12 protein-coding genes are annotated in these 14,554 nt (G+C 66.6%); 7 read left to right on the top strand and 5 right to left on the bottom strand.

Annotated elements, in window-relative coordinates; translation table 11 throughout:
• Nucleotides 1–73: 73 nt before the first annotated feature.
• Nucleotides 74–1,633: a transcriptional regulator gene (locus ACIA77_RS22330; protein WP_395887850.1), complete on the top strand. Its 1,560-nt coding sequence runs from the start codon at nt 74–76 to the stop codon at nt 1,631–1,633.
• Nucleotides 1,630–1,980: a cupin domain-containing protein gene (locus ACIA77_RS22325; protein WP_395887849.1), complete on the top strand. Its 351-nt coding sequence runs from the start codon at nt 1,630–1,632 to the stop codon at nt 1,978–1,980. Before ACIA77_RS22330 ends, ACIA77_RS22325 begins: the two co-directional genes overlap by 4 nt.
• Here the strand turns inward: ACIA77_RS22325 and ACIA77_RS22320 are convergent.
• A complete protein-coding gene (locus ACIA77_RS22320; RefSeq protein ID WP_395887848.1) occupies nt 1,969–3,438 on the bottom strand; it encodes a helix-turn-helix transcriptional regulator in 1,470 nt (489 codons plus the stop codon). The genes ACIA77_RS22325 and ACIA77_RS22320 overlap by 12 nt on opposite strands.
• 56 nt (nt 3,439–3,494) lie before the next feature.
• Here ACIA77_RS22320 and ACIA77_RS22315 point away from each other — a divergent pair, with 56 nt between their 5' ends.
• The 3 genes from ACIA77_RS22315 to ACIA77_RS22305 are packed head-to-tail and all read left to right on the top strand — an operon-like array spanning nt 3,495 to nt 4,677.
• Nucleotides 3,495–4,046 carry a hypothetical protein gene (locus ACIA77_RS22315; protein ID WP_395887847.1) on the top strand — a complete coding sequence of 184 codons (552 nt, stop codon included), beginning with the start codon at nt 3,495–3,497 and terminating at the stop codon, nt 4,044–4,046.
• Nucleotides 4,043–4,282 carry a hypothetical protein gene (locus ACIA77_RS22310; protein ID WP_395887846.1) on the top strand — a complete coding sequence of 80 codons (240 nt, stop codon included), beginning with the start codon at nt 4,043–4,045 and terminating at the stop codon, nt 4,280–4,282. Before ACIA77_RS22315 ends, ACIA77_RS22310 begins: the two co-directional genes overlap by 4 nt.
• Nucleotides 4,279–4,677, top strand: coding sequence for a transcriptional regulator (locus tag ACIA77_RS22305; protein ID WP_395887845.1), 399 nt, complete (start codon nt 4,279–4,281; stop codon nt 4,675–4,677). Before ACIA77_RS22310 ends, ACIA77_RS22305 begins: the two co-directional genes overlap by 4 nt.
• A gap of 276 nt (nt 4,678–4,953) precedes the next feature.
• Here the strand turns inward: ACIA77_RS22305 and ACIA77_RS22300 are convergent, their stop codons facing one another.
• Genes ACIA77_RS22300 through ACIA77_RS22285 form a run of 4 tightly spaced genes read right to left on the bottom strand, consistent with a single transcriptional unit; the run spans nt 4,954 to nt 8,185 of the window.
• Nucleotides 4,954–5,718, bottom strand: coding sequence for an ESX secretion-associated protein EspG (locus ACIA77_RS22300; protein ID WP_395887844.1), 765 nt, complete (start codon nt 5,716–5,718; stop codon nt 4,954–4,956).
• Between the two features lie 9 nt (nt 5,719–5,727).
• A complete protein-coding gene (locus ACIA77_RS22295) occupies nt 5,728–7,083 on the bottom strand; it encodes a hypothetical protein (RefSeq protein ID WP_395887843.1) in 1,356 nt (451 codons plus the stop codon).
• Nucleotides 7,083–7,706, bottom strand: a complete 624-nt coding sequence (locus ACIA77_RS22290) for a DUF3558 domain-containing protein (protein ID WP_395887842.1) — start codon at nt 7,704–7,706, stop codon at nt 7,083–7,085. Before ACIA77_RS22290 ends, ACIA77_RS22295 begins: the two co-directional genes overlap by 1 nt.
• A complete protein-coding gene (locus ACIA77_RS22285) occupies nt 7,703–8,185 on the bottom strand; it encodes a hypothetical protein (protein ID WP_395887841.1) in 483 nt (160 codons plus the stop codon). The genes ACIA77_RS22290 and ACIA77_RS22285 overlap by 4 nt, the downstream gene beginning before the upstream one ends.
• Before the next feature lie 372 nt (nt 8,186–8,557).
• On the opposite strand from ACIA77_RS22285, the gene drmD reads away from it, so the two are divergent.
• Nucleotides 8,558–11,695 (top strand): DISARM system SNF2-like helicase DrmD, encoded by a 3,138-nt coding sequence (drmD, locus tag ACIA77_RS22280; RefSeq protein ID WP_395888067.1) that lies wholly within the window; start codon nt 8,558–8,560, stop codon nt 11,693–11,695.
• Nucleotides 11,695–14,554 (top strand): Eco57I restriction-modification methylase domain-containing protein (locus ACIA77_RS22275; protein ID WP_395887840.1); only part of this gene is annotated, 2,860 nt, incomplete at its 3' end. The genes drmD and ACIA77_RS22275, both read left to right, overlap by 1 nt.

Raw genomic sequence — 14,554 nt, 5'->3', positions numbered from 1 at the left:
GCCTCGCAACCCATGCACAAACACCGCAGCACCACCGCACAACCACCGCAGATCACCGACATTCAGGAGCGCAATGAATCCGGCCGGGGGATGGACGGGACGCACCGCGACGGCATTGCAGTCGGCATTAAGGCTGAGTCAAGAGCGCTTCGCCGAACGCCTCGGAATCAGCGCGCGAACGGTCGGGTCGTGGCACAAGAAACCGGATCTTCGACCGCAATCAGACATGCAACAGGTCTTGGACACGGCGTTGGCGCAGGCGTCAGACGCCGAGCGCGACCGGTTCGGCGCGTTGACCGGCGACGCACCGGCCAGCGCCTCGCCGGCCGCGTCGAGCGAGGCTGATCAACGCCTGGACGCCGACCCTCACATCGGCGCCGCACTGGAGTGGCTCGACCGCCACGCGCGCTGGAAGCCGGGCACCGCGCGTCGCGCCGTCGCCGATCGCATTGCGCGCATGGACGTCCAAGCACTTCACGACCGTGGGACGCGGCGTGGTTGGGTCAGTCAACGTGACGTCGCCGCCGCGTTGACCGCTTACTACGGCGGCCGGCTCAACGACCACGGCCTGTACACCGCGCAATGCGGTGATCTCGCCATGAACACCAGCGTGCTGACCTGCGCAAACTGGCTCGACCTGGATTGCGAGCTGCGTCCGCCGTATGACCGGCTTCGGGTTCCGAGCGCGCAGCCGGAAGCCGACCTCGACCTGGAGGACCACGCCGCCGACCGCGCCGTTCAGCGACTCGCCGAGACGCTGTCCATGAACACCCGGCTCACCGACAGCCCGATCTACCGGCTCACGAGCGCGGACATCCGTGAACACCAGCTTCGCGGCACGTTCGGCGTGTCCCAGTTCGTGCACTACGCGCTGACGGCCGACCTTCTCGAAGGTGAACTGGTCGACGCGGTGGCCGCGGGCTCCACGGCCATGCCGCTGAGGGACCGTTACCTGCCGGACCTCCGCTCGGTGCTCGACGTCGGGGAGCGGCTCTGTGCGGGCGGCGTCCTCGCACTGACGGCGATCGCCCGGCCTGCCGACCCGTACCGCGGAGACGCCGACTACTTGCTGCTGGTCCAAGAGCGGTCCGGCAACGTGCTGAACGCGGCGCGCCGTCTCGCGGTGATCCCGAAGGGCTTCCACCAGCCGCTGACCGACCTCCGCCGCGACGCGCAGGTGGGCATGACACTCCGCCGTGAGATGGAAGAAGAGCTGTTCGGCCGGCCCGACATCGACAACACCTTGGGCGACATGCTGGCGGCTGACCCGCTGCACCCAACCAAGCTCACCGAGCCGATGAGCTGGCTCATGGCGCAGCCCGGCCGGCTGCGGATGGAGTGCACCGGGTTCGGCCTGAACCTCGTCAGCGGAAACTACGAGTTCGCCAGCCTGATCGTCATCGACGACGAAGAGTTTTGGACACGCTACGGAGGAGTGGTCGAAGCAAACTGGGAATCCACGACTCTTCGTCAGTATTCGACTACCGATGACGAGCTCGTCACTGAGTTGCTGGGTGATGTAGCGTGGAGCAACGAAGGATTGTTCGCCATGTCGCAGGGGCTCAGGCGCCTCGCGGAAATCGGCGGAGAGCGTGTGAAACTACCTGCGATCGAATGGGAGATCAGCCAGTGACTGACGGTTGGACCGCCGGCAACGCCAACGAAGACGCGGCGGACACGCGCGGTTGGCTGGTCGGTCACTTCATCGATCCGTCACAGGGCGTTCGCTCGTCCCAAGACGTGGAAGTCAAGTGGGCCAACCATCCTGCGGGCGACAAGCGTCCCGAGTGGACCTCAGACGACCAGCGAACCACGCTCGTGATGCTCGTCTCGGGTGAGTTTCGAGTGGAAGTCACCGGCGGGAGCAAGGTCATGAACCGACCGGGCGATTACCTCATGTGGGGCCCGGGAATCGACCATTCCTGGGAAGCATTGGCGGATTCGGTTGTCGTGACGGTCCGCTGGCCGTCAGCGACCTAATTCGACTGCGGGAATCCTCACCCGCTCACCGCCGATCTCGGAGAGTCGACGCAGGCCCTGGAGAAATGCGAACAATCCCTCATTGCTCCAGGTTTCGTCACCGATCAGTTCGGTGATCAGGTCTCCGTCGAGCGTCGAGTACTGCCGCAGCCCGGCGGCCTCCCAGTTCGCTTCGACGTCACCGCCGAACCGCGGCCAGAACTCCTCATCTTCGATCACGACCAGGCTGGCGAACTCGTAGTTCCCGCTGACCAGGTTGAACCCGAACCCAGTGCACTCCAACTGCAACCGGCCGGGCTGTTCGGTCAACCACCGCATCGGTGCCGAGAACCGAGCCGGGTGCATGGGATCGGCGGCGCACTGGACGCCGGTTGTCCGGTCGAGGTCGCCCCTGCCGAACAGCTCTTCTTCCAGCTCACGGTGCAGCGTGGCGCCGATCCGCGCGTCGGCGCGTTGATCGGCGAGCGGCCCGTGGAAGCTCTTCGGGATGACGGCCAGCCTGCGAGCCGCGTTCACCACGTGCCGTGAACGCTCCTGCACCAGCAATAGGTAGTCCGCCTCACCGCGGAACGGATCGGCCGGCCGCGCGATCGCCGTCAACGCGAGCACGCCACCGGCGCAAAGCCGTCCCGGAAGGTCAAGCACAGTCGCAAGACTCGGCAGGTACCGATCCCGAAGCGGCATCCGGCCCGGTTGCACCGCCCGGCTTTCGTGTAGCTCGCGCTCGAGAAGATCCATGCTCAGGGCGTACTCGACGAACGGCACCACCTGGACGTCGCCGCCGACCGTTCCCGGTCGGATCTGCACGTCTGTGAGCCGATACAGCGGCACGTCCGCGATGCGCACGTCGTCGGCCGCGGCTTCGGCCAGCCGCCGAACCGCAACGGCTTCATCTACCGGCTCGCGCGAGGCATTGTCGTTGGCAGACAACACAATCCGGTCGTTCTCGGCCGTCAACGGGCAAGTAAGGTCCAGCCAGTCCTGCCGGGTCAGGACGCTGGTCGCGACCTCAACCGGTCCGCAGCGCGCGGCATACAGCAGATACCCGGGAACCGAGTCGCTGTAGTAGTTCGCCAAGGCGGCAGCAACATGACTCCGTCCGGCTGGCGCGTCGGAATGCGGCCTCACCGGCGCGGCGGTTGCCACGCGTCCGCGTGCAGTGCCGGGAGACCAGCCGGCGTGCCGGTCCAGCCAGCCGAACGCAGGCTCAAGCGCCGAGTCAAGCTCCGCCGTCCGATTCAGCCGACGCAGGCCGATCAGCTCGCGCAGCTCGTCCGCAGTTCGGCCGAGAACCTCGGCCAGCTTCGGCCACTGGTACGGCAGGGGCGCGTAGTCGCCGGCTTCCCACCGGATGACCGTCGAGCGGTCGACGCCCATCACCTCGGCAAGGTTCTCCTGAGTCAGCCCGGCCACCTTACGCGCTGAAACAAGCTCCTCGCGTCGACGAATGCTGACCACTCGACCACCTCACCCCGGTTGACGTGATCACAGCGTAGCAGCCGTCATTGCAGGTAATGGTCCTGACTGCGATATCCCCGCCACGAAACATCAACGTTTCCGCTCTGGGCCATGCCCGCCTCTCCGGTTTGGATGATTTCAACAGATCCAAAGACCAGGGGGCGGATGTGACCAGCGGCGAACACGGCTCGCGCTTGTACGTGACCTGGCACCGCTGCGTGGCCGACAACCTGGACCACGCCGTCACTGACGACGCTCTGGCCGATGGCATCGCACGCCACGAAGGCCGCTACCGCACGCTCTGCGGCCGCGATGTGCTGTTCCACTCCTGCCTGATGCCGCCCGGTCGGCCGTGCGCTATGTGCAAGTCGCTGGTCTGGCTCCGCACGGCCACGCCGTCGCCGGAACCCGCGTCCCATCGCAAGCCGTCGTGCTGGCGTCGCGTCTTCGGCCGTCTCCAGACTCCGGCCGCCCTGCTGCCGCGCCCGCCTCAACGCGTGCGGCTCATTCCCGAGCAGGACAGCCGGACCACCACGTCGGCGGGAACGGGCAGCACCCCGAGCGCGCCCGCTCCCGCCGACCACCATCACCGGCGGCCGACCCGATGACCGTCTACATCGCACGCCCGCTGCCCGGCACGGTCGGCGAATCCCGCCGCGTCGTCCATGTCTTCCCGCTCCCAGCAGAGGGCCTGGCGCCTGAACGGCTGACCGCGTATTGCGGCGCGACGTTCGGCCGCGGCGAGCTTGAGTTGTTGGAACGCCCGGTCGGGATGCCGTGCGTGACCTGCCTCCGCCTCGCACCCACCCCGGGCGACGCCGACCGGCAAGCGATCGAGCGATGACGCCGAGCCCGCCGCTCGCGCCGGCGTTTCAACGCGAGCTGGATCCACTGCTGCTCCTGCCGGTCCGGCTGTTCGTGATGTGCCAGCTGGCGAACATGCGCTGGCACAGGGCCGTCGTGGTCGGGACCGCACTGGGTGTGGATGGGCGGAGTCTCGCGCCGCACCTGGTGACCCTGCGCGCCGCCGGATACGTGGAGACCCGGTTCGAGAGACCTAGCCTGGTGCTCCGTTTGACGCCGCTCGGACTCGACCGGCTGACCGAGCACGTGACGGCACTCCGGTCAGTCGCGAACACAGCCGCCGAACTCGTCACTGCCCGGCGTGCTCCGCCGATCCGGTGTGCTGTGACGGGTGTGGCCCGATGCGCTGAACCGTCCGAAGACGGCTGCTCGTGACGGTTGTGACGGGACTCCCGTCGAGCTGTCACAGCCGTCACGCAGGCGTTGTCGCAGGTCAACCCGCGTTTGTCGCTGTCACAGGCCGTGTGACGGCCGTGACGGCTGACGGGAGGAACGCGGCCCCGGTGACAAGGGAAGGAAGACCACCACTACGGCCCGGTGACGGGCGTTGAGTCTTGGCTGTTCCGGCGTCGCTCCCCTCGCGACCATCCGAGCGGAACGGCCGAGCCGGTCCGGCCGGCGCAGATTGACTGCGCCGGCCGGATGCTGGCTTTACCGGACTGCGGCGAGGCCGTCGCGGGTGAGGTTGAGCGCGTCGATCAGGTTGGTACGGCTGCCGGCACACATGTTGGCTTCCAGCTCACCGTCGTTCGTGTCGCTGGTGAAAGCCAGGACTCGGCCCGTGTGGGCGAGGTCGTACACGGTCAACGGGGTGCTGCGGACTCGGTCGCCGTCCCCGTCGCGGATCGCGGCGTAGAGCTTGTGCACCGCTACGCGCTCGGCGCGCATCAGGTACCGCATCTCGTCGGCCACTCCGGACAGCTCCGACATCGGATCAGCATCCCTGCCTTCGAGATAGGCAGTCGGCACCCTCAGCTGCTGGATGCGGGCGGGCGCGCAGCCCGGCAAGGTGTCCACCAGGCTGGCCGCTACGTCGCGGGGCCGGATCGGGTCGAGCTGGATCGACCGATTGTCGGTGATCAGCCGCACCGCGTCCGGGCCGGCCGCGGCCACGAAAACGGCGCCGTTGTCATCCGGGTGGCTCCCGAACGCGGTCCACGAGTAGAACTCCCGCTCGGGCACGGCCAATAGGCTGAGCGTCGCGCGGAATTCCGGCGTGAGCCGACCGTCATCTCTGGCCAGGCGCAGTGCGGTGAACCGGGACAACGAGCGCCTGGTGAGTTCCTTGGCGAACTCAGCTGTCGAGTAGCTGTCGTCCGGGTCGACCACAGCTGGGAGATCGCCCAGCTCGGCCAGCTTCCACGCGACGAAGAACGCCGATCGCGGCATCCGGACCGGCTTGTCGATGATCGTCATCGTCGTGTCTCAGCCACCGATCGTCGGCGGGGTCGGCGGGAGCCCGGACCACGGGTCACGCAGCCGTCCATCCTCGTCGTCGACGATGTCGAACGCGGAGTCGTCCTCCAGCACGTATTTGCGCTGGTGCTCCTTGTCCTCCTCGCCTTTGCCGCCCTTACCGGCACCACCCATGCCGCCCATCCCGGACGAACCCCGAGCGCCGGCGGCCCCGCGTGCGCCCGCACCGGCCCCTCCTCGCCCCATTGCTTCCTCCGCACCAGCAACAGCACCGGCGCCGGAACCGGCGCCCAGCTGGCCGGCAGAGCCGCCCGCGCGGCCACCACCGCTCACGCCGCCCGATTCACCACCGCCGAAACCGCCACCACCAAACCCGCTGGTCGGGCCGAACCCGCCGATGCCACCCGGCGACCACGGGTTGCCGCCGCTGCTGCCGCCACCAGGCGGCAACGACGACGGCGGACTCCAGGTCGAGCCGCCGGTCGGATTCGTGGACGGTGGAGTCCACCCCGAGGTCGTCGTCCCGTCACCCGGCCCGCTGCCGGGCTGGTAACCCACGGGCGTGGTCACGCCAGGCCCGTGGGCTACCGGGACCGTCGAACCCTGCCCCGGCGTGAATGTCGGCGACGCCCCGCCGTTGCCCCGGCCACTGCCAGTCTCGCTGCGGGCGGCAATCTCGGCCTGCTTGCTGGTGACAGGCTGGCCCGAGCCGATCGTGACCTTGCCACCGTCGAAGGCGGCAAGCTGGCCGTAATCGATCTTCAGCCTCTGACCGCTGGCCTGCGCGTGCGTCGCATACCCCTGGTACTTCTGGAGATTCTGCTGCCCGACGTTGTTGTAGTCCTGGATCTGTTTCTCAGTGTCGGTCTGCCACCAAGCCGCTTCGTCGAAAAAGTTCTTGTGCGGCGGAGTCGGCGGCATCGGCTGCAGCGACTGTTTCATCTCGTCGAACCCGTGCGCCAGGTCGCTGACGTTCTGCGAATTGGATGTGAACGTCTCCGACGCCGATTGAGACACGTCCGCGAGCGGCCTGATCCGACCCTGCGCCGCATCTGCTCCGCCGCCGGTCCACACCGACTCCAGATTCGAACTCAGCTGCTGCACGCGCCCGCTGATCTGGCTGTGTTCTGAGGCGAGGTCAGCTGCATCAGAACTGCCGTTGTGCCAGTCAGGCGCACCTTTGCTGGCCATGACCTTCTGGACCAGGTCCGACGATGGCACGGTTTGCTCGCCGAGGCTCCCGTGGTACAGGTCGCCGAACCAGTTGCCAACGTCGCTGAACCGGTCACCCGTCCAGTCGGCTGCATCCTCCAGGCCGTGCCCGACCGCCTTGGCGGTGTCGCCGACCCAATCGAAGAACCCCATTACGAGCCGGCCTTCTGCTTCAGGTTCGTGACGACCATGCCGGCCGCGATCGTGGCCGCCTGACACGGATCGGTGCCCTTTTTCGCCGGGCCGAGACCGACCGACACGTCGACCGTCGTCTGATCGTTAATGCCGATGCTGATCTGGCAGAACGTGCTGGGGTCACCGGCTGACGTGACGTGCGCGACCGCGGGGAACCCCTGAATAGCAGGTAGTTCGCGCCACACCACAGCCTTCGGCTTCGTGTTCTCGTACCAGCCGCTTAAGCCCTCATGCGACTCAGAGTCGTACGCCACGTCGACGTGCGAGCCCTTTTCGCTGTTCGTCCAGTTGCAGCTTGGCCCAAGCCCGGCGGTCGTGTCGGGCGAGCCCTGCGGGGCCTCGCCCAGAAGGTCGGTCAGCTGTGCCGCGGTCAGGCCACTCTGGCACGGCTGGTTGTCGAGGATCGACGACGCGACTGGGTTCGGTACCTTGGGTGCGCCGCTATGTGGCAACGCCTGCGAAGTGCTCGACGGGGCACTAGCTGACGAGCTGGGTGCGGATGGGGAGTTTCCGGAGCTGCAGGCGGTGAGCCCCGCTGCCAGCGCGACGCCGAAGACCACAAGAGCTGATCGGGCCGTCATCCCAGAACTCCTCCGTTACCCGCGGTCTTCTGAATGTCACCAGTGGCGCTCTGATCGCTGGAGCGCGTCAGATGCAGGGCATCTTCAAGCCGGCCGATCAACTCGACGACATACTGGTGTTCGAGCTTGATGTGTCCCAGCCCGTAGTCGAACGCTCCAGGCTTTCCCCCGTTGCTGGCGAGGAGCGCGTTGTAGCCGTTGCTTGCAGGCTCGTCGGCTGGGGGCTTCAGCGAGGTGAGGCGTTCGGCCTTGGGGATGAGATTCCACAGGTCGTCTCGAATCTCACGCGCCGTGTTCAGCATGGTCATCGCTTCGTCGTGGTTGAGCGTGAACCCCTGCCCGCTCGACGCCACGGCACCGCCGGCGCCCGCACCACCACCCACCGCTGCACCCGCGGCCGCCGCCGCGCCGAAAGCATCGCTGATATTGAAGTCCAGACCTGCCAGCCAGCTACCTGGCGCAGGCGCCTGTTGCGCCATGGTGCACCCCTCGTTTTGACACACGTCAGCCACACGTCAGAGCCGCCCATCCGATGGCAACTCCGTCTGTCACAGTAACCGATCACTCACAGCGGGGTGGTCAAACCGTGCAACCCGTTTGGTCATCCGATCACATCCTTTTTGCCCGAATTGCGGTGGGTTCTCAGCCGAGGTGCCTCCGGCTGCTTGCCGTCCGCCGGCACAGCCATGGCGTTGATGTTCGGTGACTGCGTCGCTGGCCACGAGGGCGTCCTGGGCCCTCCTTGCCTGATCGCCCGACTCCAGGTGCTGAAACCGGGCCTCGACCGGCCAGATTTGGATAGGATGCACTCCTTCAGACCATTAAACTGAGGAGAACAGTCTGTGACGGCTATGTCCGGAGTCGCGCCGCTACTGCCCGAGCCCGGCTTGGTTGTCGAAGTTCGCGGCTCCACCTGGGCAGTGGCCAACGTCCAGGCGCAAGGCCTGCCACGTAGTCCAGCGGACGAGGCGGTGGCCCAGCTCTCACACGTAGTCGATCTCCAGTCGCTTGATGAGGACCGTCTGGGCGAGCAGCTCTCGGTCGTGTGGGAGCTGGAGGTCGGTCATACCGTCACACCTGCGCAAGGGCTGCCAGAGGCGATCTATGCCGAGCAGTTTGACGACCCGACGACGCTTGCGGGTTTTGTAGACGCGATGCGTTGGGGTGCGGTTACCTCGGCAGACCCGAATCGGTATCAGGCTCCATTCTGGTCGGGCGTGAATGTGGAGGCTTACCAACTCGAACCGCTTCGCCGCGCGCTGGGCGCCCCCCGTACGAACTTGCTGTTGGCCGACGACGTGGGTCTGGGCAAGACGATCGAAGCAGGTTTGGTGATCCAAGAGCTGTTGCTTCGGCACCGTGCGCGGACGGCGGTGATCGTGTGCCCGCCGAGCCTGTCGCTGAAGTGGCAGGACGAGATGCGGGACAAGTTCGGTCTCAACTTCGTCATCGTCAACAGCGAGTTGATGGCGCAGGTGCGCCGCACGCACGGGCTGCACGCCAATCCGTTCCTGATGTTCCCGCGAGTGATCGTGTCGATGGCCTGGCTGCCGCAAGTGCGTGCGCAGCGGTTGCTGCGCGATGTGTACGCGCAGGCCAGCAGCCCGAAGACGGGCAAGCGGTTCGCGTTCGACATGCTCATCGTCGACGAGGCGCACCATGTCGCGCCGTCGAGCCCGTCAGTGATCGCGGGCGGTCGCGGGTACGCGGTCGACACGCAGCGCACGGTGGCCGCGCGGCAGTTGGCTGACAAGTGCGAGCACCGGCTGTTTCTGTCGGCGACCCCGCACAACGGGCACCCGGAGTCGTTCACCGCTCTGCTGGAGATGATCGACCCGCGCCGGTTCTCTCGCGGCGCGCTGCTCGACTCCAACGCACTCAAGGACGTGACGGTCCGCCGCCTCAAGCGCGACTTGACGGGCAAGGGCTTCAAAACTCGAAGCGTCCGAAGCCTTCCGTTCACTCCGCGGGACGACGAGCAGGAGATGTTCGCGCTGCTCGACCAGATCGTCGTCAAGAGCGCCAAGCTGAACGGCACCAAGCCTGGCGGCGACATCGTGACGATGCTCCTGAAGAAGCGGTTCTTGTCCAGCCCGTTCGCGTTCGGGCAGACCATCAGTCACTACCTGGGTTCTAAGGCCGGTCGCGGCCTGTCCGAGGACGACTACGACGACGTCTTCGGCGAAGGCCAGGCCGACGAGGAAGAGGGCCTGTGGGAACAGAACGAGGCTGAGCGGCTGCGTGAGTCCAAGGGCTCCGACCCGCTGGTCGCGGCCGAGCCGGGTCAGCTTGAACAGCTGATGGAGTGGGGTCTGAGCTACGAGAGCCGGGCCGACTCCCGACTGGACGAGCTGCTGAAGTTCCTCGACGCGGTCTGTAGCCCGGACGGCAAGCACTGGTCGAACGAACGCGTGGTGGTGTTCACCGAGTACGCCCACACCGTCGACTGGCTCGCCCGCGTGCTCAACCAGCGTGGCTACACCGATGTGCTCGCTGTGATCCAGGGCTCTACGTCACCGGAAGACCGCGAGTACATCCGCTCACAGTTCACCGAGCACCCCGTCAAGGAGCCGGTGCGCGTGCTGCTCGCGACGGACGCCGCGGGAGAGGGCATTGACCTCCAGACGTACTGCTACCGCCTGGTGAACTTCGATATCCCGTTCAACCCGTCGCGCCTCGAACAGCGCATCGGCCGTGTCGACCGGTACGGGCAGACCCATGAGCCGCAGGTGTTCCACTTCCTGCCCGACGCCGAGTCGTCCACGTATGCCGCCGACGCTGGGTTCATGGCCCGCGTGGCGAAGAAGGTCGCCAATGTGGAGCAGGACCTTGGTTCGGTCAACCAGGTCATCGGTGACGACATCCAGCAGCATTTCGCCAAACGCGGCCCAGTAAGGGCGAAGGCCAAAGGCGTGGACGCGAACGAGGCCATCAACACCGCGTTGGCTGGCGGGATGGAACTCAACGCCCGCCTGACCCGGCTGGAGCAGGGGTACGACGCTTCGCGCACCGAGATGCACCTGGAACCGGCAAACCTGCGCCGCGTGGTCGATACCGCGTTGCGCATCAACCACCAGTCGCCGCTTGTGCGCAACTATGATTTCGCGCAGGACATCGACGCCGAGATCTTTGACGTGCCGACCTTGTCGCCGGGCTGGCACGCCACCCTCAAGGGCCTGGACACGCGCCTGAACCCAGGTGTGGTGCGCCCGATCACGTTCGACCCCGAGGCCGCAGCGAAGACGAACGACGTCGTGTACGTCCATCTCGGGCACCCGATCGTGCAGAAGGCACAGCGGCTGCTGCGCCGGTCGCTGTGGAGCGTCGACTCGCCGCTCAGCCGCGTCAGCGCTGTCGTGGTCGACGACCTGCCTGAGTCATTCGTCGCCGCTGTCACGCGCATGGTGCTGGTCGGCCGCGGCGGCATCCGCCTCCACGAGGAGGTCTTCCTCGCCGGTGTCCGCCTCCGCGGGCGCCGGGCAATGGCCGAAGAGAAGGCCGAAGCTGCACTCGACCACGCCCTCGACGGCGACACGCTCCAGCTGGCGCACGAGCGGGTGCGTGATCAGCTGTGCGACATGTGGAACGTGCCCGACGCGCCACTGCGTGCCCGGCTGGAAGAGTCCATGCAAGCCCGCGCCACCCGACGCCACGAGCTGGTGATCGAGCAGCTCGCCCGGCGGCAGGAAGCCGACATCCAGCGTGCAAGCGAGATCTTCGCGGCCTTCCGCACAAACCTCCGCGACTCCCTCCAACGTCTTCGCCAGGCCGAAGAAGAAGCGGCCGCGATGCTGCTGCCCGACGATCAGCAGCGCCAGCGCCGCCGTGACATCGACGCGATGGAACGCCGCCTGGACGAACTCGATGACGAGGAAGCTCGCGAGATCGCGGCGATCACCGACCGGTACGCCGAGGTCAAACCCCACACCACCGCGGCCGCCGTCGTGTTTGCACTCACCCGCACCGACGCCGAAGGATGGACCAACTGATGGCCCGCCTCGCACGCCGCACCGGCCCCACCACAGACGCCGCCGAGTTGCACCGGCAATGGCTCGAACTCGTCGATATCGAGGGCCCATTCCTCGCGATCCCGCCGTTGAGGCGAGTCTGGCCCAACGGCATCCCCGACTTCCGCAATGCTCACCGCGAGCGGTTCGAGTTACTGGTCGACGCGCGGAAAGAGTTCGAGGCGGCGTGGGAAGCACTCGACCGCAACCCCGACAGTGACGCCAGGCTCGATGCCTACCGCGCCGTCCGCGACAGCTGGGTCGAAACGGTCCTGCGCGACGTGGTGGGCTGGGCCGAGTCGCTTCGATGGGGCACCGTGCCCGGCGTGCAGGCGCAGTCCCCAAACCGTGCCATCACGGTCACCGCCCAAGGCACGCTCGTCGGTGCGAACAGCACCGGGGCGCTCGTGCACGTCGTCGACCCGACCGACTCACTGCGGCAGACTCCCGGCGACCTGTGGGCAGCGACCCCGGTCGATCGACTCGAAGCGCTGCTGCGCGAGAACGGTGTCGAGATCGGCATCGTCACCGACGGCCGCTGGTGGGGCCTGGTCTGTGCCCGCGAGGGCAAGCTGACGGCATCCGGCATCGTGGACGCACTCACCTGGGTCGAGGAACCACGCGCCCGAGACGCCTTCCTTACCCTCGTCGGTCGCCAGCACATCATCGGCGGCGACCCCATCGAACGCTTGCCGGTGCTGTTCGAGGATTCCATCGCCGAGGCCGAGGACATCACCGAAGCTCTCGGTGGCCAGGTGCGCCGCGCCGTCGAGCTGCTCATCCAGTCCTTCTCCGAGTCCGCCGCTGACGCCAAACGTCGCGGCGTACCAGACCCGCTCCCGGCTCGCACCCATGACACCTACGAGGCGGCCGTCACGGTCATGATGCGCGTGGTGTTCTTGCTCTTCGCCGAGGAACGCGGCCTCCTGCCCTCGGGCGAGCTGTTCGAGCAGGGCTACGGCATCGCAGGTTCGTTGCGGCACCTCACCGATCGAGACGTGTCGGAAGGCCAGGAAGGCTTGGACTCGACGTTCTTCGCCTGGCATCGTCTGCTGGCCACCAGCCAGGCCCTGTACAACGGCGCGACGTTCGAGAGCCTCCGGATGCCGGCATATGGAGGCTCCCTGTTCGACCCGTCGCGGTTCCCGTTCCTCACCGCCACAAACGAACAGGGCACACTCGCGGTCACGGTGTCCGACCGCGTCATGCTCCACGTCCTCCGCTCTGTCCAGATCGCCTACATCAACGGCGAAGCTCGCCAAATTTCCTTCCGCGACATCGACGTCGAGCAGATCGGCTACATCTACGAAGGACTGCTCGGCTACACCTGCGTCACCGTCGACGAGACCTACCTCGGCCTGAAGGGAACCACCGGATCCGAGCCCGAGATCCCGCTCGCCAAGCTCGAAGCACTAGCGTCAGCCAACCCCGACCCGAAGAAGCTGGCCGCAGCAATCCGCGTGTGGGTTGCTGAGGATCAACCCTCGGCGAGCCCATCCTCCGTGGCCGCGTACGCGAAGGCGGTCGGTGCTGCCCCGGACTCGAGTGCGGTGAGCGCGCTCACTCAGGCCGTCGGCGACGACTACATTTTGCGGGACCTAATCAAACCGTGGCTCGGACTCGTCCGACGTGACCTGCGCGACCACCCATTCGTTGTGGTGGAGGGAGGGCTCCTGGTCAAGGAGACACCCTCGCGGAAGAACGCCGGCGCGCACTACACCCCTAAGTCTCTCGCCGAGGAGGTCGTGCACCACGCCCTCCAGCCTCTGTGCTATTCGCCAGGCCCGCACCAGTCCGCCGACGATTCGGCTTGGAGGCTCAAGTCCTCCGACGAATTGCTTGGCCTCAAGGTCGCCGACATCGCCTGCGGCTCTGGTGCCTTCCTCGTCGCCGCCGCCCGCTACCTCGCTGACCGCGTAGTCGAAGCCTGGACAAGCGAAGATCCCGCCAACGCGCAGCGCAAGGACCTGCACGTCCGAGCGATCCGCCAGGTCGTTGCGAACTGCCTCTACGGGGCCGACATAAACGACATGGCCGTCGAGATGTGCAAGCTCTCCCTCTGGCTCGTATCACTCGACCGCGATCTGCCGTTTTCGTTCGTGGATGACAAGGTCTTCCTCGGCAACTCGCTCCTCGGCCTCACCAGCCTTGACCAGCTTCGCAAACTACACATCAATCCGGCCAAGGCCCACGCTGAGACCTTCTTCGGCGGCCTCATTGACGTCGACGCGATCCTTCACCGAGCCGCCAAGATCCGCCGCCGGCTGCTGGAGGAGATCGACGAGGGTGACCCGGCCCGTAACAGCGCTGCGAAGCGTCGCCAACTCGCTCAGTTCCGCGAGGTGACCTCCGACCTTCTCGAGCTCGCCAACGGCGTCATCGCCGCCGGTCTTCCGCTCGGTGGAAAGCCGGGCAGAGCACTCGACGAGGCGTACGAGAACCTTCGCCTCGCCGCCCGTGCCGCTTACCCAGACAAGGGCCAAGCGGACAGCACGTTTCTCGCATCGCTCATCGAGGGGGGTCTCCGGCCGACGGTCGAGACAGACTACGAGCGCTGGAAGCCACTGCACTGGATCATCGAGGCCCCCGATGTCATGATCGACAACGGTGGCTTCGACGCCGTCGTCGGCAACCCACCCTTCCTCGGCGGCCAGAAGCTCACCGGCGCGATGGGCACTTCCGTACGCGACTGGTTCGTCAACAACATTGCTACGGGCCGCCGAGGCAGCGCCGACCTCGTTGCCTACTTCTTTCTCCGTGCGACCTCACTCCTACAGAGGAACGGCACCCTCGGCCTGATCGCCACCAACACGGTCGCCCAAGGCGACACCCGCGAGGTCG

This window comes from Amycolatopsis sp. NPDC051903, assembly GCF_044452505.1.
Classification (GTDB): Bacteria; Actinomycetota; Actinomycetes; order Mycobacteriales; family Pseudonocardiaceae; genus Amycolatopsis.
This window is presented reverse-complemented; position numbering and strand designations above follow the sequence as displayed.

Bases quoted from the DNA above. Each gene is read 5' to 3' on its own strand.
- drmD (WP_395888067.1), top strand. From the start codon at position 8,558: ATGTCCGGAGTCGCGCCGCTACTGCCCGAGCCCGGCTTGGTTGTCGAA.
- ACIA77_RS22290 (WP_395887842.1), bottom strand. From the start codon at position 7,706: ATGACGGCCCGATCAGCTCTTGTGGTCTTCGGCGTCGCGCTGGCAGCG.
- ACIA77_RS22295 (WP_395887843.1), bottom strand. From the start codon at position 7,083: ATGGGGTTCTTCGATTGGGTCGGCGACACCGCCAAGGCGGTCGGGCAC.
- ACIA77_RS22315 (WP_395887847.1), top strand. From the start codon at position 3,495: ATGGTCCTGACTGCGATATCCCCGCCACGAAACATCAACGTTTCCGCT.
- ACIA77_RS22305 (WP_395887845.1), top strand. From the start codon at position 4,279: ATGACGCCGAGCCCGCCGCTCGCGCCGGCGTTTCAACGCGAGCTGGAT.
- ACIA77_RS22330 (WP_395887850.1), top strand. From the start codon at position 74: ATGAATCCGGCCGGGGGATGGACGGGACGCACCGCGACGGCATTGCAG.
- ACIA77_RS22300 (WP_395887844.1), bottom strand. From the start codon at position 5,718: ATGACGATCATCGACAAGCCGGTCCGGATGCCGCGATCGGCGTTCTTC.
- ACIA77_RS22310 (WP_395887846.1), top strand. From the start codon at position 4,043: ATGACCGTCTACATCGCACGCCCGCTGCCCGGCACGGTCGGCGAATCC.
- ACIA77_RS22285 (WP_395887841.1), bottom strand. From the start codon at position 8,185: ATGGCGCAACAGGCGCCTGCGCCAGGTAGCTGGCTGGCAGGTCTGGAC.